This is a genomic window from Bradyrhizobium sp. Ec3.3, from assembly GCF_000472925.1.
Taxonomy (GTDB): Bacteria; Pseudomonadota; Alphaproteobacteria; order Rhizobiales; family Xanthobacteraceae; genus Bradyrhizobium.
On sequence record NZ_KI421479.1, the window covers coordinates 52,737 to 75,353 of the forward strand.

The 22,617-nt window shown below is 63.4% G+C and carries 25 protein-coding genes; 12 read left to right on the plus strand and 13 right to left on the minus strand.

The window, feature by feature from the left end; translation table 11 throughout:
- Positions 1 to 6 precede the first annotated feature (6 nt).
- The 3 genes from YUU_RS0147545 to YUU_RS0147555 form a co-directional block, all read right to left on the minus strand.
- Positions 7 to 1,380, minus strand: coding sequence for a VWA domain-containing protein (locus YUU_RS0147545; RefSeq protein WP_027528409.1), 1,374 nt, complete (start codon positions 1,378 to 1,380; stop codon positions 7 to 9).
- Between the two features lie 5 nt (positions 1,381 to 1,385).
- The gene (locus YUU_RS0147550) at positions 1,386 to 2,333 is read right to left on the minus strand and encodes a MoxR family ATPase (RefSeq protein WP_027528410.1); all 948 of its coding nucleotides are present in this window, start codon (positions 2,331 to 2,333) and stop codon (positions 1,386 to 1,388) included.
- 145 nt (positions 2,334 to 2,478) lie between these two features.
- On the minus strand, positions 2,479 to 2,679 hold the full coding sequence (locus YUU_RS0147555; protein ID WP_027528411.1) for a hypothetical protein: 201 nt from the start codon (positions 2,677 to 2,679) through the stop codon (positions 2,479 to 2,481).
- A 226-nt stretch (positions 2,680 to 2,905) separates the two neighbouring features.
- Between YUU_RS0147555 and YUU_RS0147560 the strand changes: the two genes are divergently transcribed.
- Positions 2,906 to 3,880 carry a quinone oxidoreductase gene (locus YUU_RS0147560; RefSeq protein ID WP_027528412.1) on the plus strand — a complete coding sequence of 325 codons (975 nt, stop codon included), beginning with the start codon at positions 2,906 to 2,908 and terminating at the stop codon, positions 3,878 to 3,880.
- Positions 3,881 to 3,920: 40 nt separating this feature from the next.
- Here YUU_RS0147560 and YUU_RS0147565 read toward each other — a convergent pair whose 3' ends face one another.
- Both YUU_RS0147565 and YUU_RS0147570 read right to left on the minus strand, forming a co-directional pair.
- Positions 3,921 to 4,196: a hypothetical protein gene (locus YUU_RS0147565; RefSeq protein WP_027528413.1), complete on the minus strand. Its 276-nt coding sequence runs from the start codon at positions 4,194 to 4,196 to the stop codon at positions 3,921 to 3,923.
- Positions 4,197 to 4,313: 117 nt separating this feature from the next.
- Positions 4,314 to 4,925, minus strand: a complete 612-nt coding sequence (locus YUU_RS0147570; protein WP_027528414.1) for a S24 family peptidase — start codon at positions 4,923 to 4,925, stop codon at positions 4,314 to 4,316.
- 171 nt (positions 4,926 to 5,096) lie between these two features.
- Here YUU_RS0147570 and YUU_RS0147575 point away from each other — a divergent pair, with 171 nt between their 5' ends.
- Together YUU_RS0147575 and YUU_RS0147580 are read left to right on the plus strand one after the other, a co-directional pair.
- The gene (locus YUU_RS0147575) at positions 5,097 to 5,618 is read left to right on the plus strand and encodes a GcrA family cell cycle regulator (RefSeq protein ID WP_027528415.1); all 522 of its coding nucleotides are present in this window, start codon (positions 5,097 to 5,099) and stop codon (positions 5,616 to 5,618) included.
- Positions 5,619 to 5,677: 59 nt separating this feature from the next.
- A complete protein-coding gene (locus tag YUU_RS0147580) occupies positions 5,678 to 6,259 on the plus strand; it encodes a hypothetical protein (protein ID WP_027528416.1) in 582 nt (193 codons plus the stop codon).
- A gap of 130 nt (positions 6,260 to 6,389) precedes the next feature.
- Here the strand turns inward: YUU_RS0147580 and YUU_RS54665 are convergent, their stop codons facing one another.
- Entirely contained in the window at positions 6,390 to 7,388 is a 999-nt protein-coding gene (locus YUU_RS54665) for a DUF3592 domain-containing protein (protein ID WP_035665387.1), read from the minus strand.
- Between the two features lie 134 nt (positions 7,389 to 7,522).
- The gene (locus YUU_RS0147590) at positions 7,523 to 7,879 is read right to left on the minus strand and encodes a hypothetical protein (RefSeq protein ID WP_027528417.1); all 357 of its coding nucleotides are present in this window, start codon (positions 7,877 to 7,879) and stop codon (positions 7,523 to 7,525) included.
- Between the two features lie 200 nt (positions 7,880 to 8,079).
- Here YUU_RS0147590 and YUU_RS0147595 point away from each other — a divergent pair, with 200 nt between their 5' ends.
- The 3 genes from YUU_RS0147595 (at position 8,080) to YUU_RS0147605 (ending at position 9,654) form a co-directional block, all read left to right on the plus strand.
- Positions 8,080 to 8,544 (plus strand): hypothetical protein, encoded by a 465-nt coding sequence (locus tag YUU_RS0147595; RefSeq protein WP_027528418.1) that lies wholly within the window; start codon positions 8,080 to 8,082, stop codon positions 8,542 to 8,544.
- 456 nt (positions 8,545 to 9,000) lie between these two features.
- Positions 9,001 to 9,183 (plus strand): hypothetical protein, encoded by a 183-nt coding sequence (locus tag YUU_RS0147600; protein WP_027528419.1) that lies wholly within the window; start codon positions 9,001 to 9,003, stop codon positions 9,181 to 9,183.
- A 129-nt stretch (positions 9,184 to 9,312) separates the two neighbouring features.
- Positions 9,313 to 9,654 carry a phasin gene (locus YUU_RS0147605; RefSeq protein WP_027528420.1) on the plus strand — a complete coding sequence of 114 codons (342 nt, stop codon included), beginning with the start codon at positions 9,313 to 9,315 and terminating at the stop codon, positions 9,652 to 9,654.
- Positions 9,655 to 9,938: 284 nt separating this feature from the next.
- Here YUU_RS0147605 and YUU_RS0147610 read toward each other — a convergent pair whose 3' ends face one another.
- The 5 genes from YUU_RS0147610 to YUU_RS0147625 form a co-directional block, all read right to left on the minus strand.
- The gene (locus YUU_RS0147610) at positions 9,939 to 10,256 is read right to left on the minus strand and encodes a cytochrome c (protein WP_027528421.1); all 318 of its coding nucleotides are present in this window, start codon (positions 10,254 to 10,256) and stop codon (positions 9,939 to 9,941) included.
- 35 nt (positions 10,257 to 10,291) lie between these two features.
- Positions 10,292 to 10,438 carry a hypothetical protein gene (locus YUU_RS59965; RefSeq protein ID WP_156944968.1) on the minus strand — a complete coding sequence of 49 codons (147 nt, stop codon included), beginning with the start codon at positions 10,436 to 10,438 and terminating at the stop codon, positions 10,292 to 10,294.
- Positions 10,439 to 10,548: 110 nt separating this feature from the next.
- Complete coding sequence (locus tag YUU_RS0147615) at positions 10,549 to 10,929, minus strand: hypothetical protein (RefSeq protein WP_198031991.1); 381 nt, start codon at positions 10,927 to 10,929, stop codon at positions 10,549 to 10,551.
- A 113-nt stretch (positions 10,930 to 11,042) separates the two neighbouring features.
- A complete protein-coding gene (locus tag YUU_RS0147620; RefSeq protein ID WP_027528423.1) occupies positions 11,043 to 11,873 on the minus strand; it encodes an alpha/beta fold hydrolase in 831 nt (276 codons plus the stop codon).
- 121 nt (positions 11,874 to 11,994) lie between these two features.
- On the minus strand, positions 11,995 to 13,791 hold the full coding sequence (locus YUU_RS0147625; RefSeq protein WP_027528424.1) for a ShlB/FhaC/HecB family hemolysin secretion/activation protein: 1,797 nt from the start codon (positions 13,789 to 13,791) through the stop codon (positions 11,995 to 11,997).
- Between the two features lie 131 nt (positions 13,792 to 13,922).
- Here YUU_RS0147625 and YUU_RS0147630 point away from each other — a divergent pair, with 131 nt between their 5' ends.
- The 3 genes from YUU_RS0147630 to YUU_RS0147640 all read left to right on the plus strand — a co-directional run bounded on the left by YUU_RS0147630 (position 13,923) and on the right by YUU_RS0147640 (position 19,140).
- Positions 13,923 to 15,083: a FecR domain-containing protein gene (locus YUU_RS0147630; RefSeq protein WP_027528425.1), complete on the plus strand. Its 1,161-nt coding sequence runs from the start codon at positions 13,923 to 13,925 to the stop codon at positions 15,081 to 15,083.
- A 63-nt stretch (positions 15,084 to 15,146) separates the two neighbouring features.
- On the plus strand, positions 15,147 to 17,897 hold the full coding sequence (locus tag YUU_RS0147635) for an EAL domain-containing protein (protein ID WP_027528426.1): 2,751 nt from the start codon (positions 15,147 to 15,149) through the stop codon (positions 17,895 to 17,897).
- A 61-nt stretch (positions 17,898 to 17,958) separates the two neighbouring features.
- On the plus strand, positions 17,959 to 19,140 hold the full coding sequence (locus YUU_RS0147640) for an OpgC domain-containing protein (protein WP_027528427.1): 1,182 nt from the start codon (positions 17,959 to 17,961) through the stop codon (positions 19,138 to 19,140).
- Here YUU_RS0147640 and YUU_RS0147645 read toward each other — a convergent pair.
- Entirely contained in the window at positions 19,137 to 19,397 is a 261-nt protein-coding gene (locus YUU_RS0147645; RefSeq protein ID WP_027528428.1) for a hypothetical protein, read from the minus strand. The two genes, YUU_RS0147640 and YUU_RS0147645, sit on opposite strands and share 4 nt — an antisense overlap.
- 269 nt (positions 19,398 to 19,666) lie before the next feature.
- Here YUU_RS0147645 and rocF point away from each other — a divergent pair, with 269 nt between their 5' ends.
- From rocF to YUU_RS0147660, 3 genes are all read left to right on the plus strand, one after another.
- Positions 19,667 to 20,644, plus strand: a complete 978-nt coding sequence (gene rocF, locus YUU_RS0147650; RefSeq protein WP_027528429.1) for an arginase — start codon at positions 19,667 to 19,669, stop codon at positions 20,642 to 20,644.
- 170 nt (positions 20,645 to 20,814) lie between these two features.
- On the plus strand, positions 20,815 to 22,086 hold the full coding sequence (gene soxC / locus YUU_RS0147655; RefSeq protein ID WP_051390309.1) for a sulfite dehydrogenase: 1,272 nt from the start codon (positions 20,815 to 20,817) through the stop codon (positions 22,084 to 22,086).
- Entirely contained in the window at positions 22,073 to 22,612 is a 540-nt protein-coding gene (locus tag YUU_RS0147660; RefSeq protein WP_027528431.1) for a c-type cytochrome, read from the plus strand. Before soxC ends, YUU_RS0147660 begins: the two co-directional genes overlap by 14 nt.
- Positions 22,613 to 22,617: the final 5 nt, after the last annotated feature.

Sequence of the window (22,617 nt, forward strand, 5' to 3'; positions counted from 1 at the left end):
AGGGGTTTACTGATAGCTTGCCACGATATCTGATACGGCGCGCTCGAGTTGTTGTGCGGTGGCGCATTGTCGCACCACGCTGCAAAATGTCGCGTAGCGCGGCATCTCGGAGTCGCCAAAACCCCAGACCATGCGGCCCTCCGGATTGAGCCAGACCAGCCGCTTCGAGCGCTCGGAGATGCGCCGCAAGATGTCGGCGCGCGGATCGAGATTGTTGCTGCGGGCGTCGCCCAGCACGATGACCGTGGTCTGCGGCGTCAGCGTGCTCATGAACTCATGCTCGAAGTCGTCGAGGGAGGAGCCGTAGTCGGATGAGCCGAAGCCGACCTTGGACATGATCTCGGCCATCGCAACTTCCGGCGAGTTCGATTCCAGGATGTTGCTGACCTCGATCAGATGCGAGGAGAACGCGAAGGAGCGGACGTCGTCGACCACCTCGTGCAGCGAGTGGATCAGCAGCAGGAAGAAGTCGGAGACGCGGGCAACCGAGCCCGAGACGTCGCACAGCGCGACGATCTTCGGTCGGTCGCGGTGCTTGCGCTTCCAGGCCGTGAGGAACGGCACGCCGCCCCAGGCGGCGTTGCGGCGCAGCGTGCGGCGGACGTCGAGATGTCCGCGGCGCTGGCGCTTGCGCGGCTTGGAGTAACGCTCGCGCAGGCGGCGCGCGATCTTGCGGATCAGCGCGCGCATCTCTTCGACCTGGCGCGGCTCGATTCGGGCCAGCGGCGCATTGCGCAAGATCTCGTTGCGCAGGTTTTCGGCCTCCTCGCGCGCATAGAGCGCGAGACCCTGCGAGACCGTGTCGCGGACGGCTTCGCGCAAGCCCTCGAGCGCTGTACGCAGACGCTCGGCGAGCGACGGGTTGGCCGCGGTCAGGTCGTCGAGATCGTCGCGCAGGCGCTGAAGGCCCATCGCGTCGAGGATGCGGCCAGAAAATATCCCGCGCTGGGTGGCGTAGCGGATGTTGGACAGCGACGCCGCGCCGGCCGCGCTGGCAATGGCGGTCGCGATCGCGTTGCGGTCCTGCGACAGAAGCATTTGCGCCAGCGGACCCAGGCCTTCGGTGGGCTGACCGCCGCCCGCGTCATTGGCCGCGTCGGGGGAGGGCGGCTGACCGTCCTTCGAAGACGCATCATTGTCGTTGGCCTCCTGCTCCTGCCGCGGCTCCGGCTGGCTGAAGAACAGATCAAAGCAGTCGCCGAGCGCGAGCTTCTCGTCCTGCGACTTAGCCAGCGTCAGCAGCAGCGCATCGCGCAAGATGTCGCGATCGGAAAAGCCGACCTGCGCGACCGCGCGCATCGCGTCGATGCTTTCGGCGGGCGAGACGTGGACGCCGGCGCCGCGTGCCGCACGAAAGAAGCGATGAAGGTTCTCCCGCATCGGCGTCAACCGAAGACGTTGGACCGCGCCGCCTTGGCAATGAACGTCGTGACGTGGGGCGCCGCCGCCTCGATGTCGGCCTCGTATTTCAGGAGCACGTTGAGCGTGTCCTTGACGATCTCGCTGTCGAGCTCGCCGGCCTGGAGCAGCACCAGCACGCGCGCCCAGTCGATGGTCTCACTGACCGACGGCAGTTTTTTCAGGTCCAGCGTGCGGATCTCGTGGATGAAGCCGACCATCTGCCGGCGCAGCGTCTGCGAGATTCCGGGCACGCGGCTCTCGACGATGCGCTCCTCCAGCCGCTGCTCGGGAAAACCGATGTGCAGGTGCAGGCAGCGCCGCTTCAAGGCGTCGCCGAGATCGCGCTCGCTGTTGGAGGTGAGGATCACCGTCGGCGGTGTGATCGCCGAGACGGTGCCGAGCTCGGGAATGGTGACCTGGAAATCGGACAGGATCTCCAGCAGCAGCGATTCAAACTCGGCGTCGGACTTGTCGATTTCGTCGATCAGCAATACGCAGCCGCCGGGCTGCTCGAGGGCCTGTAGCAGCGGGCGCGGTTCGACGAACTCCTTGGAGAAGAACACGTCGCCGAAATCATGCAACTGGTCGAGCGCGGCGTGCAGAGTCTGCGCGCCGCCGAGCACTTCGCCAAGCTTGTCCTTCAGGATCTGGGTGTAGAGAAGCTGCTTGGCGTATTTCCACTCGTAGAGCGCCTTGGCCTCGTCCAGGCCCTCGTAGCATTGCAGGCGGATCATCTTCATGCCGCGCCAGGCGGCGATCGCCTTGGCAAGCTCGGTCTTTCCGACGCCGGCGGGACCCTCGACCAGGATCGGCTTCTCGATCTGCTGCGACAGATAGACCGCGGTCGCGATCTGCCGGCTTGCGATATAGCCTTGCGCGGCGAGGCCGCTCTCCACTGCCTCGATCGAGGTCGAGGCCTTCTGATCAGCCACGAATGGGCGCTCCCGATGGTCTTTTCGAGGCTTGTTCTGCCCCCCTTCCGGACAAAGAACAAGCCTCGATTATCGGGGAACACATTGCGCTGACGGCATTTTTCCGTTCAGCGCAAATACGCGAGCGCAGGCTCGGGTGTCTCGATTAGTGACGCAGCAGCTCAGGTTTCCGGATGGTCTGCCGCAACTCGCCGCCGCAATCGGCGCATTCGTAGACGAAGTCGATCTTGGCGAGGCTCCAATGCGGCTCGACCTCGCGCACATACATTGGCAGGAACCCCATGCAGCTGGGGCAAATTACAGGCGCGATCTCGATGTCCTGATGATGCTGTACATAGGCTGGCATCTCGGCTCTCCTTCGCAGGCGACCACCAAACCCCGCGCAGAATCTACCGCCGGTGGCGTAAGCGCCGTCATCAACTCTTTCGAACAGAGGCGGAACGGCGGGCGTTTGTCCACCGCTGTGACATTCTTGTAACGTCTCTGTACTGTAACGGGCGGACTAAATGCCTATTTCACAGCCCAATCCGCTTTCTTCGGCGAACACTCCAACAATAAGGGAGCAAAAACCCATGACGCATGCCATTCGTTTTCACAGGACCGGAGGTCCGGAAGTCCTGGTTTGGGAACAAGTCGAGGTCGGTAAGCCCGGTCCGGGTGAGGCGCGCATCCGTCACACCGCGGTCGGTCTCAATTTCGTCGACATCTACAACCGCTCGGGTCTCTATCCCGCGCAATTGCCGAGCGGGCTCGGCAGCGAGGCGGCCGGTGTGGTCGAGGAAGTCGGACCCGGCGTGACCGATTTGAAGCCGGGTGATCGCGTCGCTTACGGCGCCTCGCCGCTCGGCGCCTATTCCGAGGCGCGGCTGATCCCGGCCGACCGGTTATTGAAGCTGCCCGATGGCGTCGACGACAAGACCGCGGCGGCGATGATGCTGAAGGGACTCACGACGCAGTATCTGATCCGCCAGACCTATCGCGTGAAGGCGGGCGACACCGTCCTGCTGCATGCGGCTGCGGGCGGCGTCGGCCTGATCCTGAGCCAGTGGGCGAAGCATCTCGGCGCGACAGTGATCGGCACGGTGAGCAACGACGATAAGGCCAAGCTCGCCAAAGCTCACGGCTGCGACCACGTCATCATCTATACCCGCGAGGATTTCGTGAAGCGCGTCGACGAGATCACTGGCGGCAAGAAGGTGCCGGTCGTCTATGATTCCGTCGGCAAGGACACTTTCCTGAAGTCACTGGACTGCCTCGCGCCGCTCGGTGTCGTCGCGCTGTTCGGCCAGTCCTCCGGTGCGGTCGAGCCGCTCAATCTCGGGCTGCTCGCGCAGAAGGGCTCGCTCTACGTTACCCGTCCGACGCTCTTCACCTACGCGGCGAAGCGCGAGAACCTGGTGGCGATGGCGGGTGAGCTGTTCGACGTCGTGAAGTCCGGCGCGGTCAAGATCGAGGTCCACCAGACCTATCCGCTGAAGGACGCGGCGAAGGCGCATGCCGATCTCGCTGCACGCAAGACCACGGGATCGACCGTGCTGCTGGTGTGATGCCAGATCGGATGGTGAGGCAGGCCGCTTGCGGCCTGCCTCACGTCCGTTCGTGCTTGCGCAGGTCGCGGGCATGATCGAAGCGGGCCGCCCGAAGATCGACCTCGTCAGGCGCAACCTCAGGCAGTGCGGCCTGGGTGAGGATATCCTCGGTCACGTCCTCGACCGCGGACCCGCTGATTTCGTGGATGAAGCAGATGTTTCCGTATTCACCGGAGGCGACGCGCGAGACGACCTCGCGCCGGGTGACTTCGGGGTCGACGACCGCTTCGCGGCCGCGGCGACCATAGTCGATCATCACGACGAAATACTGCATCCAGATTCCCAGCCCGCCTCAAGGTGAACCGCAGTATTTCGGAAAATAAGAATATAGTCAAGCCTCGACTTCCAAAAATCGGAAATCGAGGCTCTGTGGTCTCGGGCAGGCCGCGCGTTACTTGCCCTTGCCTTTGCGTGCGCGTGCCGACTTGGCACGCAGCCGCTCGAGCTGGCCCTTGGGCATGGTGAGGCAGATTTCGCCGACCCACTCCAGCTTCACGCCGACGATCGGCTTGGCGTTGAAGCTGGCGAGATTGACGACCGAGGGGGTCTTGCCTCGTTCGATGGTCTTCAGATAGCGCTCCCCCGTCTTCAGCCGGACCACGGCCTCTTCGCCATAGAAGCTCGACAGCGGGAAACGCTGCTCCTTGTAGACCACGATCACGTCGCCGTTCTCGTACTTGGGCAGCATCGAATCGCCCATGACCTCGAAGGCGACGGTCTCCTCCATGATCGGGAAGGGCAGCACGATGTCGCCCAGTCCTTCCGGCGGGACCTGCTCATATTCCGGCTCGATCACGGCGCCGGCGCCGACCCGGCCCATGATCGGCGAGAGATTGAGCTCAAGGTATTCCATAATCGGGAGGATTTCCGACGCCTTGACCAGGCGCTCGCCGCCGAGGATTTCGGAGACCGCGCCCGGTCGGACGCCCATGGCCTGGGCCAGCCCGCCCTTGCTCTTGCCTGACCGCTTCAGGCCCCGTTCGATCATCGTCGCGTCCAGCATGGTGATTTCCCTCGTTTGTCCAGCTTCGTGACAACCTTAAACCGAAATTCGGAATTATCTATTACGAATATCAGAATTCTAGATTGACATTGTATTCGGAATATCGGAAAGTATGTCTCGCCTCAAGAACGTCGTTCGGACCAGATGGGGCGCATCACAGGGCAAGACAGCATGGAACCGGGCAACTGGGCGTCGGAGCATTCCGACGCGCTGCGCGACTATTTTCTCAAGGGATTGTCTTTCGCGGAGATCGGCAAGGAGATTAACGCAAGATTTGGAACGAATTACAGCCGAAACGCGGTGATCGGGCGGGCCAAGCGGATGGGGCTCGCTGCGACCAAGCAGATGCCAGCTCCGCCGATCGCGCCGCATCTGCCGAATGGATTGTTCCCGCAGCTCTGGCCAAACCCTGCGGGGAAAGGCGAGGCGTTCAAGCCGCCCCTCGTGCCGGCCGAACCGGTCAAGCTGCGCTGCGTCGGGATCCGGCCGCGGCTGGTCCCGTTGCTCGCGCTCGAACCCGGCGACTGCCGCTATCCGTATGGAGGGGACAAGGACGGGGAGCTGATCGCCTTCTGCGGTCATCCCCGGCGCCCGGGCTCCAGCTATTGCACGCCCCATTTTCACCTGACCTCCGGGCCCGACACGGCGCGAACGACCGGCCCGGTCATCCTGCGGCTCGTCGCGGCCGCCTGAACCTGGCCGCCCCGTGCTGGGAATCCGATTTTCATCGTTTTGTGTCAAGGAGTATCCAAGTGGCACGCGCCAAACGCAGCAAGACCTTTCGCCTGGGAGGGATCTACGAGCGCAGGTCACGCGACCTGCCGCTCCACGCCGAAGTGGCGGAAGTCGAGGTCGATAATCCCTTAGGCCTTGATCCCGGCGAGAAAATCATCGCGCTGCGCTCGATTCGCCACGATCCGTTGGGCCGGCTCCATTCCCATCACCAGATCGACGAAGCGCAGTACCGCGGCGGCCGTGCATTCCAGAACGACTGGGAGAAGGCGGAGCGGGGGCCGCAGGCGGTCGATCCGAGCCGCGAATATGTCGACGGCACCCTCGGCCGTGAGCCCGTCACTGAGAGCCAGCGCCAGGCAGTGTTGCGGCTGAACCGGATCGAGCGCGAGCTCGGCACGGACGGTGCGGCGCTCGTGCACGACGTTTTGGTGCTCGGACTGACAATGGAGCAGGTCGGCGAACGCCGCGCCGTGCGCAGCCAGCGCTGGAACGACTATTTCTCCAAGAGGCTGCAGGAATGCCTCGATCGGCTGGCACAGGTCTACGGCTTTGCGACTGACGGCGGCACGACGAGCCCGCCCGGCGCCAAAGCGCTGTGAGATCTTCATCGCGCTTCAGGTTTGTTGTTCGAGCATGATCTCCGCGCAAACGCGTTCCGCGTTTGTCGCGAGAGAAAACCACGTCACACTTTGCGCTAACGCGGCCCTCCGGGCCGGATCATGCGCTAGCTCAGGAGAAGCTGGCGCGAACTAAGATCCAGAGCAGGGCCGTTCCAACGGCGAAGCTGATTGCGCCGAAGATCAGCGGCGCGAACGAGCCCTGGCGGCTTTCCGGCTCGAGCACGGCATGGGACGGCCGCCGGGGATCGTAATGGACCGTCACAGCCTGGCCGGGCGGATATTTGCCGGCTGCGTTTTCGGCGAGCTCGCGAAGCCCATAGATGCCGGTCCAGCCCCAGTTTGGGCGGACGCCGACGAAATCCCGATTGCCGACGTGGTAGGCGTAGCGGAGATCGACCTGGTAGCGGTGGATCTTCTTGACGCGCGTCCGGTCGTCGTCGCTGCGCTCCTCGATCATCTCCTCGATCACGCGCGAAGCCGTCACGGTTCCCGGAATGGTCGGCCAGCGCAGGCTTGCGGTGGCGAGCCGGCGCATCCGGACAAAGCCGAGAATGGCGGCAACGGCCGCGGCGAAAGCGAGTGCGGGAAGCAGGAAGGCGAACAGAGGCACGCCGCCGGCGGCATAGAGCACCCGGCCGGCGACCACGTGCGCGATCAGAACGGCTGCGATGATGCCGAACGTCACGGTGAGGGCGATCTGTGCCGAAAGGTTGCTGACCTGCGAGGGATCGAGGACGGCATTGCCGGGGTCTTTCGGATCGACGTGAACGTCGACCACGGCCCCGACCGGATACTGCGCCGCCTGTCGCATGGCGAGCGTTCTCGTCGTCATTGCCGTGCCACCGATCCTCGTCCTGTCGCTCTCGAACTCCCGGCCGCCGACCCGGTAGCGATAGCGAACGAGCGGGGTTGCATCGTCCAGGTCATCGGATACGTACGCTGACGGCGCTTTCACGTCCGATGCGATGATGACGCCTTCGACGGCTATCCAGCTGGTGGCGGCCTGGATACGGCCACGCAGGCGAAGCAGGTTGAACAGCATGCCGCCAAACATCAATGTGCAGATGCCGGCGCCGATCTGGGTCCAGAGCAATTGGGTGCTATCCACGGTATGCGCTTTCTCGCTTGAGGAAGGGACAGGGACAGTCCGGCGCCGCTTTTTGTCGACATGCCCAAGAGCGCGAAGAGATTGGATGAATCGTCATCGCGCTCTGGGTTATCGTTCGAGCGTGATCACGCATCTCACGGATGCGGCATGATCTGGTACGGCGTCGTGTAGGGTTCGACGCGGAGCGAGGCGTTGGCCAGCAACCCGATCTTGGCGGTCGGCGCCTGCTGCAACTCGCCGTTCTGGCCGCGGTGGACGTTGTATTGCCATACGGTGAGATCGCCCTTCTGCGCCAGCGCATGGGCCACCGCGCTGGCGTCGGTGCCGCCGAGCGCCTGGAGCTCTTCGGCGTTCAGTCCGATGACGATTTCGTCCTTGACGGTGACGATCTTGAACAGGTTCATCTTGGCCTCCTGCGCCCATGCGCCGTGTGATGCGAGAGTGAAAAGCGCAACCGCCGCGCCCTTGACGAGATCGCTGCGAGAAAGCATGCCGTCTTCCCTTGCTGGACACGCGCCCGAATCGTTGGTCGAAAAAGTCAGCCAGGGCGCCCGTGATCTGCGTGGCCGTGTCGCACTGGGCCTTTGGTCGCCCGCTTGCGAATGACGGTTCATGTCTTTGAAAAATATCGTTGTAGGTGAACCGCGAGGCGGGGCCCCGCGTCCAAGTACGAGAATGAGGGGACCATCTGATGAAATTCGCCGGCGTCGTTTGCTTTCTTGCTTCTGTGGTTGCGGCCAGCATCGCTCACGCAGCTGACCCCTCCTACGTCGGAAGCTGGAAATTCACGAGCGCGCTGGTGGCGCCTTGGGCGGATCCGCAGCATAAGCCCGACAGCGCCGAGCAGGCGCGGCTGATGGGCAAGATGGTCCTCGTCAAGGCCAAGGAAATCTTGGGCCCGCGCCCCTTCGCGTGCGCCAAGCCGCAGTACAAGCTCACCGACTACGGCGCCGACATGATCTTTCAGGGCGCTTTCGACGAGATGCAGCACTCCAGCAAGAAGGCCGATCCGAAGGCGCTCGCCGCCTCGCTCGGCTTCACCGGCGACAAGATCAAGACGCTAGAAACAGGGTGCGAGATCGATTTCCACTTCGTGGATGATGCGACCATCGAAGCGGGCCTCAACGACTACGTCTACACGCTGAAGAAGCAGTAGCCCGATCAGTTCGCGGCCCCCGGCGTGGACTCCGTGCCCTGCCGGTCCCGAACCGGGGCGCAATCCCCCAAATCGAAATAATATGTGCGCATCGTGCCCCCCGTTCCCCGTTCATAATGGGAAACAAAATAAGCCGCGTTGTCGCATTGACGCAGATCAAGCCAAGGTGCAGCTATGACCTGCTGAATCCTGTCGCAGGCGGGGGTGGACCAGGTCCGTCATCCGGAATTTGCCGAGGTGCGGTGACGATGAAGCAACCCTCTCCCAGGAGTTTGGCTTGCCGGAAGGGTTGTTCCTTGTCATAATTGCAACCTCATCGGGTCCGCCCGATCCGTTGCGAGCATGCGGTTTGGCGGTCCGCCCGCGGTCGCCCGGCCGAGAGCTGTTCATGTCCGAGGTCCGGTTCTCGAATCACGTCTGCCGTCTCACGAAGGCCGTTCCTTTCATAGGTGCGAGATGAAAAACCTCAATTTCGCGACTGAATTGCACCTGAAGCTGGGGGCGCCTGCGAGTCAAACCGTCGAGAGCCTGCGACTGCTCCGCGCATTTCTCAAGCTCGCGCCGCGGCAGCGTTTCGAGGTCATCAAGCTGGTCGAAGACCTCACCACCGAAGAGATTCCCGAACATCCGCTTTCGTGAGGCGAGGTATCGCCCGTCGACGTCCGAACCAGAACCGACCGCCCCAGGGATCCCTGACGCCAGCCTAGCCGCTGGAATGCGATCCGATAAGTGTGATAAATCAGTTAGGGACAAGGGGAGGACGGCGACATGATCGAACCGAAGCTCGAAGTTCCGGCCGAATTGCGCGATCTGGCCGAGAAGACCATCGATCAGGCGGAGAAAGCCTTCGGCCTGTTTTTCGATGCTGCCACCAAATCGATGTCATCGGTGCCTGGAACCGGTACGGAGGTTTCCAAGCAGGCGCTTGCTTTTACCGAACAAAACATGAAGGCGGCGTTCGAGCACGCGCGCAAGCTGGTTCACGCAACCGATCTTCAGGAAGCCATGCGGATCCAGTCCGAATTCCTGAGAAGTCAATTCACCAACGCCGGCGAGCATATGCGACAGATCACCGGCAACCTGATGCAGCCCGGCAAAGGCAAGTCCTGAACCGCGGGCGGTCGCGCGTGCTCACAAATTGATCTTGCGTGAGAGCGTCGCGCAGAATTCAATCGCAGGGCAGGTCCATGATGGGCCACCGGATGAACATACCGTCCGCCGTCCGTCATCCTTTCTGCTGATCCCTGTCGGCTCAACCGGCAGGGATTTGCATTTGAGGGGCGCGTTGTCGTTTGAACATGATCTCCGCGCAAACGCGTGCCGCGTTTGTCGCGAGGGAAAACCGCTTCACACTTTGCGCTAACGCGCCCTCGGCCGGATCATGCTCTCACGTGCTACTGGCGCAGCGAGCCGATATAGGCGGCAATGTCGCCGGCCTCGACCCGGCTCAACGGGAAGTTCGGCATCTTCGGATGTGGATCGAGCAGGAAGAAGGCAAGCTTCTCCGGCGTGAAGTCGGGCCTGCGCGCGATGGCGGCAAAGGCGGGGACGTCCGCGCTCGCTTGTTTCTGTTCGCTCGTCACGACGTGGCAGCTCGCGCACCAGCGCTTTGCAAGATCGGCGCCGTGATCGGGATCGGCGGCGAAAGCCGGCGATCCGGACAGGCCGGCTGCCATGATCAGGGTTGAAAGCCGTCTGACAGGCGCGCGCATGGGGCGTCCTTGAACCATTTGTCCGGCGACCGTGCTCAACCGCAGCACGATCCGGGGAATTGGGAGAGGTCGATGCGGGCGATGATCGACCGGACCAGCCTGCGGGTGGAGCGGTAGAGGCGGCGAAGAAAGGCCGGCGCAGCCGCGGCGGGCAGCCTTAGACTTTGTGTGTAGTGCGACATCTGGGCTTCCCCGACGCTCGAGGTGTGCCTTGTCGCGCGTTCGGCGCCGAGCCGCCTTGATCTGCCGCAAGCTGGCCTGGATGGGACGTAAGCCACATTTGATGGCTGGACTATCCGAACAGCCAGGACTTGGGATTAGCGATCGGTTTGTGCTCGATGAGCAACAGGCTGCCCTTGACGACGCGGACCACTGACCAGACGAACCACCAGGCAAAAATCGGAAAGCCGATCAGCACCGTGCACAGCGGAATGGCGACCGCGAGGTACGCCAGTCCGATCCAGAAGGTCCTGATCTGAAACTGGTAGTGCGAGCGCGGCACGGGGTCCGCATCGTCGATCTTCACATGCGCGATGATGACGCCGATCAGCGCCGAAATCCCGGTAAAATAACCCACGCCGTAAAGCACGTAGACAACGACGGCGAGGCTGTCGTGCGAGACGACGGGGCGCTGGTTTTCGTAAGGGAGTGTTATGGCCGCCTCCGTTGCCACGGGATCGAACTCTGCGAACGCCCATTAGGTCGCTCTTGCCATGTTCCCGGTTCAACAAACCATGATTATTGGAGAAAAAGGGAACCTTGCGTGCCCTCGATTGACGAGTGAGCCTAGTAATCGCCTGGGTTCATGATCATCGGGCTCGTCGTATCGGTCGGCGCGAGCTCGCTGCTGGAGCTGCTGCGCAGGAACTGATCCAGCGTGGCCTGGATCTTCTCCTTCACCGAATCCGGGCCCCGGTCGCTCAACTCGGTGTGCTGGGCGCCTGTATTGATGATGTCGATGCCGCGCAATTTTGCCTGCTCGGGCGTTGGCAGGACGCCGGGATCGGTGACGAACTTCGGGTCCTTCGAGCGGAATGACAGGATCTTTAGGTGATCGCTGAGCACGAAGGGCACCCGCAGATTGTCGAGCGTGATCACCTTCGACACCAGCTCGGGATGCTGATGGGCGACATACATGGAGACGTCGCCGCCGTTGGAGTGACCAACCAGCGTGATGTGATCGTATTCCGCGTTCTCCTGCTGCTTCTTCAATTCGTTCAGGACGAAGAGGATGTTGGCCTCGCAGCGCATGTAAACGCCCTTGCGACCGACATAGGGCTGGCCGGCCTTGGTCATCAGGGGCGGATCGGTCGGCAGATCCTGCTGGATGCTGGCCACGAGATATCCGCGCGCGGCGAGCACGTTGGCGAGAAACGAATACTCGATGGCCTTGACCGTGTTGCCGTTGCTGATGACGGCGAGCGGAAGCTTCCAGAGGCCGAGATTGGCCTTGGTCTCGTAGTCGCGGCGCACGGCGATGTCGACCGAGACCGGCCGCTGGCGCGCGGCATCGAACAGGTTGAGCGTCTCGTGGCGGATCGCGAACTTGCTCACGGCGACATATTCGCCCGCGGCAAGGACGCAAAGGAACGCCAGAATCGCGAAAGCCCTCTTCATCGTTTCATCCCGATCACTTTTCACAGAGGTATGATGGGGAACTCGCGGATCGAGCGATTGTGAGGGCGAGACGGGATTAAATTTAGGCAAGCTTGATCGCAGGCTAACGTTAGGCCGGAAACTAGATGCAGTTCGCCTGGCCGCGCTCCGGGCAGAGCCTGAAGGCACTCGATAGCGTGAACAGGAACCGCGCGTTCCGCCGCTCATTGTCAGGCGCGCGATAGCTGAGCGGAACTGCGACGGCGAGATCGGCTCGCAAATCGTCCCACAGGAACAGGCGTATGCCGGCGCCGGCGGATGTCAGCGACAGTCCGTCACTCAGCCGATAGCCATCGTTCCACACCGCGCCGGCATCGGCAAAGCCGTAGATCTGGTAGCCGGTCCAGTAGCGGAAGTTGACCGTCTGGTCGAAGCGGAGCTCGATCGATCCGGCAAGCCCATTGTCGCCACTGATTTCGGCGGCGCCATAGCCGCGGCCGAAGGCGGCGCCGCCGAGATAGAATTGTTGCGAGCTGAACAGCGGCCGGGACGCGGTCTGGCTTGCGCCTGAGAGCTTGATCGACCAAGCGTCGGTGAGGGTCTGATAGCGCGTGAACCAGGCGTTCAACACCGAGAAGTTCGCCGAGGCGCCGTCGCGCGACAGAAGGTCGTCGGTCCAGTGCGAGGCGCCGAAGATGTCGAGTCCCTGGCGGTAGGTCAGGGTCAGATAGTTGGTGCCGCCGAAGCGGTCCTGCAGCCGGTAATCCGAGGTCAGGCTCGCGGTCCTGATGTGGTCATTGTACCACGGCCCAAACATATCGTGCTCCGATACGTTGCTGAACGCTAAGGCCGAGGTGAGCGTGAGCGAAGATGCTTGCGACTGAAGCGGGACGATGCTTGCCCGTAGTTCGAAGGCTTCCGTCGTCGTGATGTCGCTGTCGAGGCGACGGGCATCGCCCGGCCGCACCGCGCTGTACAGGATCGAGGCGCCGAGCCGTACGCCGTCGACGCCGACCGGCGCGTCATAGGACAATCGTCCGAAGCCAAGCTGACGTGGATCGTTCGCGATCGTCGACAGGTTGACCGCCAGCGTATCGCCGGGCGCGAGGTAAGAATTGAAGGCGCCGGTCGCATAGGTCTGCCACGGTCCGACCGACGATGATCCAAGATTGTCCAGGCCGAACGAGCTGAAGATGTGCCAGGTCTTCAGGAAGACCGTGAGGCGGAAACGGCCGCTCGCGGTGCCAATCTCCTCGAGCTCGGTATCTGCGATCCGCACCCCCGGCCATCCGTTGATCAGATAAAGCTGGCGTTCGAGCGTGGCGAGGTGCGAGGGATGTTCGCCGAGGACCGGCCCCAGCATCGGACGGATGCCGAACTGCTCGGCGCCATCGCCTTTCAAGTCGGCCTCGACGATGGAGCCTTCGATCACCCGGATTTGCACGCGTCCATCGTGGATGTCCTGCGGCGGGATGATGGCCCGGCTCAGATGGAAACCGGCGGAGCGATAGAGATCGCTGACGGCGCCGGCGATCACCGCGAGGTCCGCCTGCGACACCTGCTTTCCAAGATACGGTTGCCAGGTGCTGGTGATGCGCTCACGCGGAATGCTGTCCGCACCAACGATGCTGACGTGGCGAAGCACGAATTGCGGCCGGGCATCGGCGCCGACGTCGGGCCGGCCGAGACTCGGTAGTCTTACGGGAGTGCGGCTGCGGGAGTTCTGATCGGACTGTGTGTCGAAATATTTTTCGGTCTGTCGCGGATCGAAGCCCGGCTGGTTCGCTTGCTGCGCGAGACCTTGCGGAATTGCCGCAAGAGTGGGCACAAGCAGGGCCATTAGGGTCACAAAATGTCTCCACCGGCGGCTCCATCGAGACCGCTCTCCGTAGTTCAACGGAGCTCCTCCGCGGGCATGGTAAGAGATCGTTAGGCTCATGATTTTTCATAGTTTTTTATGGTCAACGATTGGTTAACGGAGCGATGGAACTTGCTGGGACTCCGGCTAATCCTATCTTGAGACATCTCCGATAAATCTCAGGCCCGCTGTTCGTGGACTGAGGACTCATCATGCTCGGCAGAGATGGAATGCGGCGCACCTTCCTGGCTGCGCTAGTACTGGGATTTGCTTCCAACGCCTTTGCAGCGGATGGCGGTGTCTGGTCGGTCAGCAAGGCGTCGGGCGACGTCTGGATCGCGACCGACGGCGCACAGCAGGTCTCGCTCAAGCAGGAAGAGACGCTGAAGCCAGGCGATACCATTCGGACCGGACGCAACGGGCGCGTGCTCCTGGTGCGCGGCGAGGAGACCATCCTGATCTCGCCGAATTCGGTCGTCGGTCTGCCGACGGAGCAGAAGGACGGGCTTTCGACCACCATTGTGCAGCAGGCGGGCTCGATCCTGCTCGAAGTCGAAAAGCGCAACGTCAAGCATTTCGAAGTCGAGACGCCCTATCTCGCTGCCGTGGTCAAGGGCACGCAGTTCAGCGTCACGGTGAACGCCGACAGCACCAAGGTCGGCGTCGTCCGCGGGCAGGTCGAAGTCTCCGATTTCCGCACCGGTCAGATCGCACAGGTGATGCCCGGTCAGGCCGCGACGGCCTTCGAGCATGGCAAGCCTGGCCTCAACCTGAGCGGCTCCGGCACCTTCAATCCGATCGAGCAGGGCAAGCCGCGCGCGTCGACCATCGAGCGAGTGCCGGTGCCGAAATCGGGCCTGTCGGCTCCGCGCAACGCTGCGAACGGCCACAGCTTCCATGCTCTCGTGCACATCGAGACGGGCAAGGCGGCCGGAGCGGCTTCCAAACCCCTGCAGGCGGCTGGCGAGTCTCACGTCAAGCCGGGCGTGGTCCGCATCTCCAGCTCGCTTGGTGAGGTGAAGCTGAATTTCCACAAGGTGACGCACGGGCTCGCACGCGGATCGGTTACGACCGCCGCCGTCAGAAGTGCGTCAAGCTCCAGCACCGATACTGTCTGGAGCGATAGCAAGACGAGCACGACGACGGTGTCCAACAGCGCCGCCCAGACGGCCGTGACGACGAGCAGCAGCACCACGAGCGGCAGCACGAGCACCTCGAGCACGACCACGACGACGGCTGCGACAACGGCCGGTTCGTCGAGCGATAATTCCAACAATGGCCATTCCGGCAATGACAAAGGCAACAACGGCAATGGCAACGGGAATGGCGGCGGCGACGGTAGCAACGGCCACGCGCATGGCCACAAGCATTGAGGCTATTTCGTAAGTGGACAAAGGGGGCGCGTCCGGATTGAGCCGGATGTGCGGGGGGACTGAGTGAAACGCTATCGACCGCATATTCTGGTTGTGGCTGCGCTTGCCGTCGTGCTGTCCACGGGATGGCACGGTGCACTGCGCAGTGCGCTCACCGATTTGCGCTTCGCCTGGCAATCGCGCGAGGCGAGCGGCGATATTGCCGTGGTTGCGATCGATGCGGCATCGATCGATCGGATCGGCGTCTGGCCATGGCCGCGGCGGCTGCATGCCGAGCTCTTGCGCAAGCTCGAAAGCGCCGGCGTTCGCGATGTCGCCTTCGACGTCGATTTCAGCACACCGTCCGATCCTGCATCCGACCAGGCTTTCGTCGAGGCGCTCACGGACGTCGGTGGTTCGACGATACTGCCGTCCTTCAAGCAACCGGCACCGAACAGCGGCGGGATCCACATCAACCGCCCTCTGACGCCGTTCGGCGAACAGTCGTGGCCGGCCGTCGTCAATGTTTCGGTGGAGTCCGACGGGCTGGTTCGACGCTATCCTTTCGGCGAGAAGCTCGGCGACGAGTTCGTGCCTTCGATGGCGGCGGTGTTGGCGGGGCAATATGCCAACCGGAGCGCGCCGTTTCTGATCGATTTCTCGATCCGCGCGTCTTCGATTCCGCGCGTCTCCTTTGCCGACGTTTTGCGCGGCGACGCCACGACCCTTGCCAAGCTGAAAGACAAGAAGGTCCTCGTCGGGGCCACTGCCTTCGAGCTCGGCGACCGCTTCAGCGTACCCAACGGCAATGTCGCATCCGGTCCCGTGCTACAGGCTCTGGCGGCGGAATCGATCCTTCAGCATCGCACGCTGCGCTGGACCTCCGATATCGGCATGATCCTGGGCCTCGGTGCTCTGGCCCTGCTCATGATGTTCTCCTGGCGCCGCCTCGGTCCGGGTGTTCGGGTTGTGATCCTCGTTGCGGCGGCGGCGGCAGTCGAGCTGCTCGCTGCCCTCGTGCAGCTGAAATGGCCGCTCGTCATCGACACGTCGCTGTTCCACATCGCGACGGTTGCCTATCTCACCGCGATCGCGCTCGACGAGATCGATTTCCGCAGCCTGCTCGGTCGCATCGCCGAGAGCCGCTTCCACCGCATCGCGATGTCGCTCGGCGACGGCCTGGTCTGCACCGACGAGAACCACATGATCACGGTGTGGAATCCCGGCGCGAGCGCGATCTTCGGCTACATGCCGGCGGAAATGATCGGCCGCCCCTTCGAAACGCTCTGCGCAGCGCCGACCGACGGCGCGGCCAAGCGCTTCTCGACACGTGACGCTGCGCGTCAGGCGCTGCTGGTCCCGGGCGGGGCCGTCGTCGTCGAGTTCGAGGGACGGCGCAAGACCGGCGAGGTGTTTCCGGTCGAGGCCAGCTTCTCGGGCTGGCAAGGCACGGACGGCTTTCAGTACGGCGCGATCCTGCGTGACATCTCGGTCCGCAAGCGCGAGGCCGAACGCGTGAAATATCTCGCCGAGTACGACTCGCTCACGGGCCTTGCCAACCGCAACACCTTGCATGCGGGGCTGGTCGGCCTGGTCGCGGCGGCGAAGCGGCAGTCGCACGAGGTCGCGCTCCTGGTGCTGGGGCTCGACGGCTTCCAGCAGATCAACGATATGTTCGGTCATGCGGCCGGTGATCTCGTCCTCAAGGCGGTCGCTGCGCGGCTGCGGGCCGAGGCCGGAGTCAAAGCGATCGTCGCGCGGCTCAGCGGCGACGAGTTCGCGATCGCGATCGACTGCGTCGAGGCCAATGAGCCGATCGCGGTGTTCACCGAGCGCGTGATGCGCGCGTTCGAGCTGCCGCTCGCGGCCGGCACGCGCCAGCATCGCGTCAGGATCAGCGCCGGGGTCGCCCTCTATCCGGACGGCGGGCAGAACGCCGACGACCTCCTGAGCAACGGCCATCTCGCACTCTACCGGGCGAAGACGACCCACCGCGGCGGCTACGTGATCTTCGAGAGCACCATCAGAGAGGAGCTCGAGAAAAGGCTGACGCTCGAGAGTGAGCTCGCGCAGGCCGCTGACCGCAAGGAATTCGAGCTGTTCTACCAGCCGCAGGTTCGTCTGGTTGATGGCGCACTCCTCGGCGCGGAAGCGCTGATCCGCTGGCGTCATCCATCGCGCGGCTACGTCTCGCCGGCGGAGTTCATGCCTGTCGTCAACACGTCCGCGCTCTCGGAACGGATCGCCGGCTGGGTGATGGAGACGGCCTGCAAACAGGCGCGGGCGTGGGAGCTGTCCGGCAACAACGTCCGCGTCGCGATCAATCTGTCGCCGTCGCAGCTTCATTCGGGGGATCTGGCGCATTCGGTAGGCGAATTGCTCGCCGCCACCGGGCTCACGCCCTCGCTGCTCGAGCTCGAGGTGACCGAGGATATCCTCCTCCTCGACGAGGCGCGGGTGCTCGACATGTTCAAGCGCATCCAGGAGCTCGGTGTCCGCGTTCTGTTCGACGACTTCGGCACGGGTTACGCGAGCTTGAGCTATCTGAAGAAGTTTCCGCTCGACGGGCTCAAGATCGACCGCTCCTTCGTGCTCGATCTGCTCGCCGATTCCGACGACGCAGCGATCGTCAGCTCGACCGTCGGACTGAGCAAGCAGCTTGGTCTCTCCGTGATCGCCGAGGGTATCGAGAACCGCGCCACGGCCGACTTCCTGGTCAGCATGGGATGCGAGGAAGGGCAGGGCTATTTCTTCGGCCGCCCGATGCCGGCCGCCGCATTCGGGCGTCAGTTTCTGACGGTGCAGCCGATCCAGGAGGTCGTCGGCGCCGCTTGAGTGCGACGCGCGGCGGTACAGACAATCCCGGCAGAATCGGTATCATGCAGTCTCGTGCGACATGCCCGTCGTTTCGAGGCTCATCGGGATCGTGACGGATTATCACCCGGAGTTGGCCAAGGGAGCACTTCTGCACGGACAGAAGGGCTACCGCGATCTGCGATTGGACGTCTGTCGCGGACTGGCACTGTGGTTCATCTTCATCGATCACATCCCGGATAATTCGCTGGCATGGCTGACGCTGCGCAACTACGGCTTCAGCGACACCACCGAGGTGTTCGTCTTCGTCTCCGGTTACACCTGCATGCTGGCCTATGGCGGCGCTCTGCCGGAGCAGGGATGGCTCACGGTGATCGCCCGGGCGCTGCGGCGGAGTTTCGAGATCTACTGCGCATTCTTGCTGCTGTTTGGGGCCTATGTCGCCCTGGTATGGCTGGTCGGCGGTGGTGAGCGGTACGTCGACGAAACCAACACGGGCTTTTTCTTCAAGGACCCCGGCGCGGCGCTCGTGCATGCGGCGATGCTGCAATATACGCCCGTCAATACCGATATCCTCCCGACCTTCGTGCTGCTGCACCTCGCGTTTCCGCTGCTGCTGTGGCTCCTGATCCGTATCCCCACGACGACGCTGGCCGCTTCGTTCCTCGTGTATCTGATGGTCCAGCTCCGGAGCTGGCACGTGCCGGCCTGGCCGACCGGCGAACTCTATTTCAATCCGTTCGCTTTCCAGCTCCTGTTCGTGTTCGGCGCTTGGTATGCCGGCAGCGGCGGTAACATGATCAGGCCACTCGTGCAGTCGCGGGTGACCCTGGTGGTTGCGCTGCTCTATCTGCTGTTCAGCCTTGTCATCGCCTTGAGCTGGCAGTTCGATGTGTTGCAGCTGCTGATCCCGGACGATGTCTCGGGATGGATCTATCCGATCTACAAGAGCCACCTGGCGCCGGTGCGCCTGGTGCACTTTCTCGCGCTGGCCGTCGTGGTTTCGCGGTTCACGCTCCGGGAGGGACGCCGACCGGTACCACCGCCTGCGATCGCGATGATCCGTTGTGGCGAGAACTCGCTTTCGATGTATTGCCTGGGAGTCCTGCTGTCCTTTATCGGTCAGGTCATCCTCAGCGATGTTTCCGGCGGCTTCGTCGCGCAGCTTTGGGTCAGCGTTGCCGGAATCGCGGTGATGATCGTCGCTGCCACACTGGCGACATGGGAGGCGCAGCTCGATCGGCGGGGACCAAAACTGTTCTAGCGCCGGCGCGCAATCGCGACGCCGAACAGGAACGCGACGAAAAGGCTCGCCAGCGGCGCCTCGCGCGTGATCGCGGCGACCGTCGAGAGCGGCTTGCCGGGCTTTCGTGCCTCCTCGATGGCCGCTGTAAGACGATCGACTGCGGCGTGCAGGCCGCCGGCGACCTCGCCGATCGTGCGAGAGACGTCGGTTGCGGTATCGATGGCGCGCTCGGCTATGCCTGGTTGCGAAACTGGTTCCGGTATGTCCACGCTCAAGGCTTACGACCTCCACGCCCGCGAAATGGCAGGGACCGGCACCTTTGGCTATCCTCGCGAGCGCTCGTTCTGAACAGCGGGTCCGAAGACCTTTGGCTATCCGCGACTGGCGCCGTCTTGACGGCGGGTGCCGGCCTACACTGAAAATGCCGCGGGCGAGGTTTGGTTCCCGTGGGCGTCGTCCGGCGATGGCATCGGACCCGGGAAACGACGGAGGCGAATCTCTGGTAGGCTGATGCCTCAGCGCAGACCTGATCAGGGAGATGGTCGTGACCGATCGCACAACATCGGATCGAACCAGGCGCATTGCGTTGCTCGGCGCTCCCATCGACATGGGCGCTTCGCAGCGCGGGACGCTGATGGGCCCTGCGGCCTTGCGGACCGCCGGCCTTGCGACCTTGCTGGAAAATCTCGACTTCGAGGTCGTCGATCATGGCGACCTTTCGGTCGCCGGCATTCCTGATCCGAGCGACGAGCCGCCCCAGAACGCCAATCACTACCGCGAAATCCAGCGCTGGACGCGCTTGCTGAGCCATCGCGCCTATGACGTCGCCAAGAGTGGGGCGGTCCCGATCTTTCTCGGTGGTGACCACACGCTGTCGATGGGGTCGGTCAACGCCATGGCGCGTCATTGGCAAGAGCGCGGGCGCAAATTGTTCGTGCTCTGGCTCGACGCGCATGCCGACTACAACACGCCGGCTACGACGATCACGGCGAACATGCATGGCATGTCCGCGGCGTTTTTGTGCGGCGAGCCCGGGCTCGACGGGCTGCTCGGCAAGGAGCCGCGCGCCTCGATCGATCCCGGCCAGCTCGAGCTGTTCGGCACGCGCTCGATCGACAAGCTCGAGAAGGAGCTGATGCGCACGCGGCGTATCCGCGTCGCAGACATGCGCCAGATCGACGAGTTCGGCGTTGCCGTCCTGATCCGGCGCTTCATCGAGCGGGTGAAGGAGAGCGACGGGGTGCTGCATGTCAGCTTCGACGTCGATTTCCTCGACCCCTGCGTGGCTCCCGGCGTCGGCACCACGGTGCCGGGCGGAGCGACCTACCGCGAGGCGCATCTGATCATGGAGCTGCTGCACGATTCCGGTCTGGTCCGGTCGGTCGACATCGTCGAGCTCAATCCGTTCCTGGACGAGCGCGGCCGCACCGCGCGGACCGCCGTCGAGCTGATTGGCAGCCTGTTCGGGCAACAGATCGCGGATCGCCCGACGCCAAGCAACGCGATCTTGCCAGGCGAGTAGAGTCCGAGACGCCGATCAGATTGTTCATGCGCTGCGGCGCCGGAAAGGAACTCCTCCGCGAGACCGCGGATTTAGATCAGCCGTCGCGACGATCGCCTGATTTTGAAACGCGCGCGAATTGCCAAGGCGCTCGCGAGGCGATTTCATGCGGCCGAGCACGAGGGCCCGCAATGACCAAGGCACGAACGACTGACGGCATCGACGCAACCACGCGCCGTCGCTTCCTAAAGTCCGGCGGCGCGGCCCTCAGTGCAGTCGTTTTCGGTGCCGGCACCGCCGCCACCGCGGCTGGGACGGACAATCTGCCGCCCGACATTCCCGAATGGATGAAGGCGCCGGGCGAGCCGATGGGCAGCCAGCCCTATGGGGCGCCGTCGCCGTTCGAGAAGAACGTCGTCAAGAACATCTCGAAAAACCTCAAGCAATACATCTCGGCTTCGAGCCGGACACCGTTGCAGGAGCTCGACGGCATCATCACGCCGAACGGGCTGTTCTACGAGCGCCATCACGGCGGCGTGCCGACGATCGATCCGGCGCAGCACCGCCTGATGCTTCATGGCCTGGTCGAGCGTCCCCTGATCTTCACCATGGATGACCTACGGCGCTTTCCGTCGCAGTCGCGCATCCATTTCCTCGAATGCTCAGGGAATCCCGGCTACACGAAACCGTATGGCAAGACCGCCTCCGACCTCGTGGGCCTGGTGAGTTGTGCCGAGTGGACCGGCGTGAGCCTGAAGCTGGTGCTCGAGGAAGCCGGTCTCAGGCCGGAAGCCAAGTGGGTCGTGGCCGAAGGCGCCGACGCCGCGGCGCTGACGCGCAGCATCCCGATCGAGAAATGCCTCGAGGATGCCATGCTGGTCTACAGCCAGAACGGCGAGCGGTTGCGGCCGCAGCAGGGCTATCCCCTGCGGCTTTTTCTCCCCGGCTTCGAGGGCAACATGAGCGTGAAGTGGCTACGGCGCCTGCACGTGACGTCGGAGCCCACCTATTCGCGCGAGGAGACCTCGAAATACACCGACCTGCTGCCCGACGGCACCGCGCGCGAATTCTCCTTCTACATTGAAGCCAAGTCGATCATCACGCGTCCCTCCGGCGGACAGCGCCTCGATGCGCCCGGCTTTCACGAGATCACCGGGATTGCCTGGAGCGGGCACGGCAGGATCGCCCGCGTGGAGGTGTCCGTCGATGACGGCAAGAGCTGGCAGTCAGCGCAATTGCAGGAGCCGGTGCTGACGCGCGCGTTGACGCGCTTCCGCTTTCCGTGGCGATGGGACGGCAAGGCCGCCGTGATCCAGAGCCGCGCCATCGACGAGACCGGCTACGTCCAGCCGACGCTTGATCAGCTCCTTGCCGTGCGCGGCGAAAACTATTTCTACCACAACGACGCGATCTGGCCCTGGCGCATCGCAGACAGCGGTGAGGTGACCAATGCGCTGGCGTGAATTTGGCGGCATCGCCTTCGCGATCCTGCTGTGCGCGTGGACGGGCGGCGCGTCTGCGCAAAGCCCGTACGGCATCGGACGGTCGGCATCGCCCGCGGAGATCGCAGGCTGGAACATCGACATCGGACGGGACGGCAGCAATCTGCCTGAGGGCCGCGGCACGGTCAGTCGGGGAGGCGAGGTCTTCGCTCAGCAATGCGCGTCCTGCCATGGCGACAAGGGCGAGGGCGGCTTGGGTGATCGGCTGGTCGGAGGGCAGGGGACGATCGGGACAGCGAGGCCGATCCGCACTGTCGGCAGCTACTGGCCTTACGCGACGACGCTGTTCGACTACATCCGCCGCGCCATGCCGCAGAACGCGCCGCAGTCTCTCAGCAATGACGACGTCTATGCGGTGTCCGCCTACATCCTGAGCCTGAACGGACTGCTCGGCGCGGATGCGACGCTCGATGCCAAATCGCTGGCCGCGATCAAGATGCCGAACCGCGAAAAGTTCGTCGGCGACGCGCGTCCCGACGTGAAGTGAAGCAA

Excerpts from the sequence above, each read along its gene's own strand:
- YUU_RS0147545 (WP_027528409.1), bottom strand. The coding sequence starts at position 1,380 with ATGCGGGAGAACCTTCATCGCTTCTTTCGTGCGGCACGCGGCGCCGGC.
- YUU_RS0147555 (WP_027528411.1), bottom strand. The coding sequence starts at position 2,679 with ATGCCAGCCTATGTACAGCATCATCAGGACATCGAGATCGCGCCTGTA.
- YUU_RS0147560 (WP_027528412.1), top strand. The coding sequence starts at position 2,906 with ATGACGCATGCCATTCGTTTTCACAGGACCGGAGGTCCGGAAGTCCTG.
- YUU_RS0147565 (WP_027528413.1), bottom strand. The coding sequence starts at position 4,196 with ATGCAGTATTTCGTCGTGATGATCGACTATGGTCGCCGCGGCCGCGAA.
- YUU_RS0147570 (WP_027528414.1), bottom strand. The coding sequence starts at position 4,925 with ATGCTGGACGCGACGATGATCGAACGGGGCCTGAAGCGGTCAGGCAAG.
- YUU_RS0147575 (WP_027528415.1), top strand. The coding sequence starts at position 5,097 with ATGGAACCGGGCAACTGGGCGTCGGAGCATTCCGACGCGCTGCGCGAC.
- YUU_RS0147590 (WP_027528417.1), bottom strand. The coding sequence starts at position 7,879 with ATGCTTTCTCGCAGCGATCTCGTCAAGGGCGCGGCGGTTGCGCTTTTC.
- YUU_RS0147595 (WP_027528418.1), top strand. The coding sequence starts at position 8,080 with ATGAAATTCGCCGGCGTCGTTTGCTTTCTTGCTTCTGTGGTTGCGGCC.
- YUU_RS0147600 (WP_027528419.1), top strand. The coding sequence starts at position 9,001 with ATGAAAAACCTCAATTTCGCGACTGAATTGCACCTGAAGCTGGGGGCG.
- YUU_RS0147605 (WP_027528420.1), top strand. The coding sequence starts at position 9,313 with ATGATCGAACCGAAGCTCGAAGTTCCGGCCGAATTGCGCGATCTGGCC.
- YUU_RS0147610 (WP_027528421.1), bottom strand. The coding sequence starts at position 10,256 with ATGCGCGCGCCTGTCAGACGGCTTTCAACCCTGATCATGGCAGCCGGC.
- YUU_RS59965 (WP_156944968.1), bottom strand. The coding sequence starts at position 10,438 with ATGTCGCACTACACACAAAGTCTAAGGCTGCCCGCCGCGGCTGCGCCG.
- YUU_RS0147620 (WP_027528423.1), bottom strand. The coding sequence starts at position 11,873 with ATGAAGAGGGCTTTCGCGATTCTGGCGTTCCTTTGCGTCCTTGCCGCG.
- YUU_RS0147625 (WP_027528424.1), bottom strand. The coding sequence starts at position 13,791 with ATGAGCCTAACGATCTCTTACCATGCCCGCGGAGGAGCTCCGTTGAAC.
- YUU_RS0147630 (WP_027528425.1), top strand. The coding sequence starts at position 13,923 with ATGCTCGGCAGAGATGGAATGCGGCGCACCTTCCTGGCTGCGCTAGTA.
- YUU_RS0147640 (WP_027528427.1), top strand. The coding sequence starts at position 17,959 with ATGCCCGTCGTTTCGAGGCTCATCGGGATCGTGACGGATTATCACCCG.
- soxC (WP_051390309.1), top strand. The coding sequence starts at position 20,815 with ATGACCAAGGCACGAACGACTGACGGCATCGACGCAACCACGCGCCGT.
- YUU_RS0147660 (WP_027528431.1), top strand. The coding sequence starts at position 22,073 with ATGCGCTGGCGTGAATTTGGCGGCATCGCCTTCGCGATCCTGCTGTGC.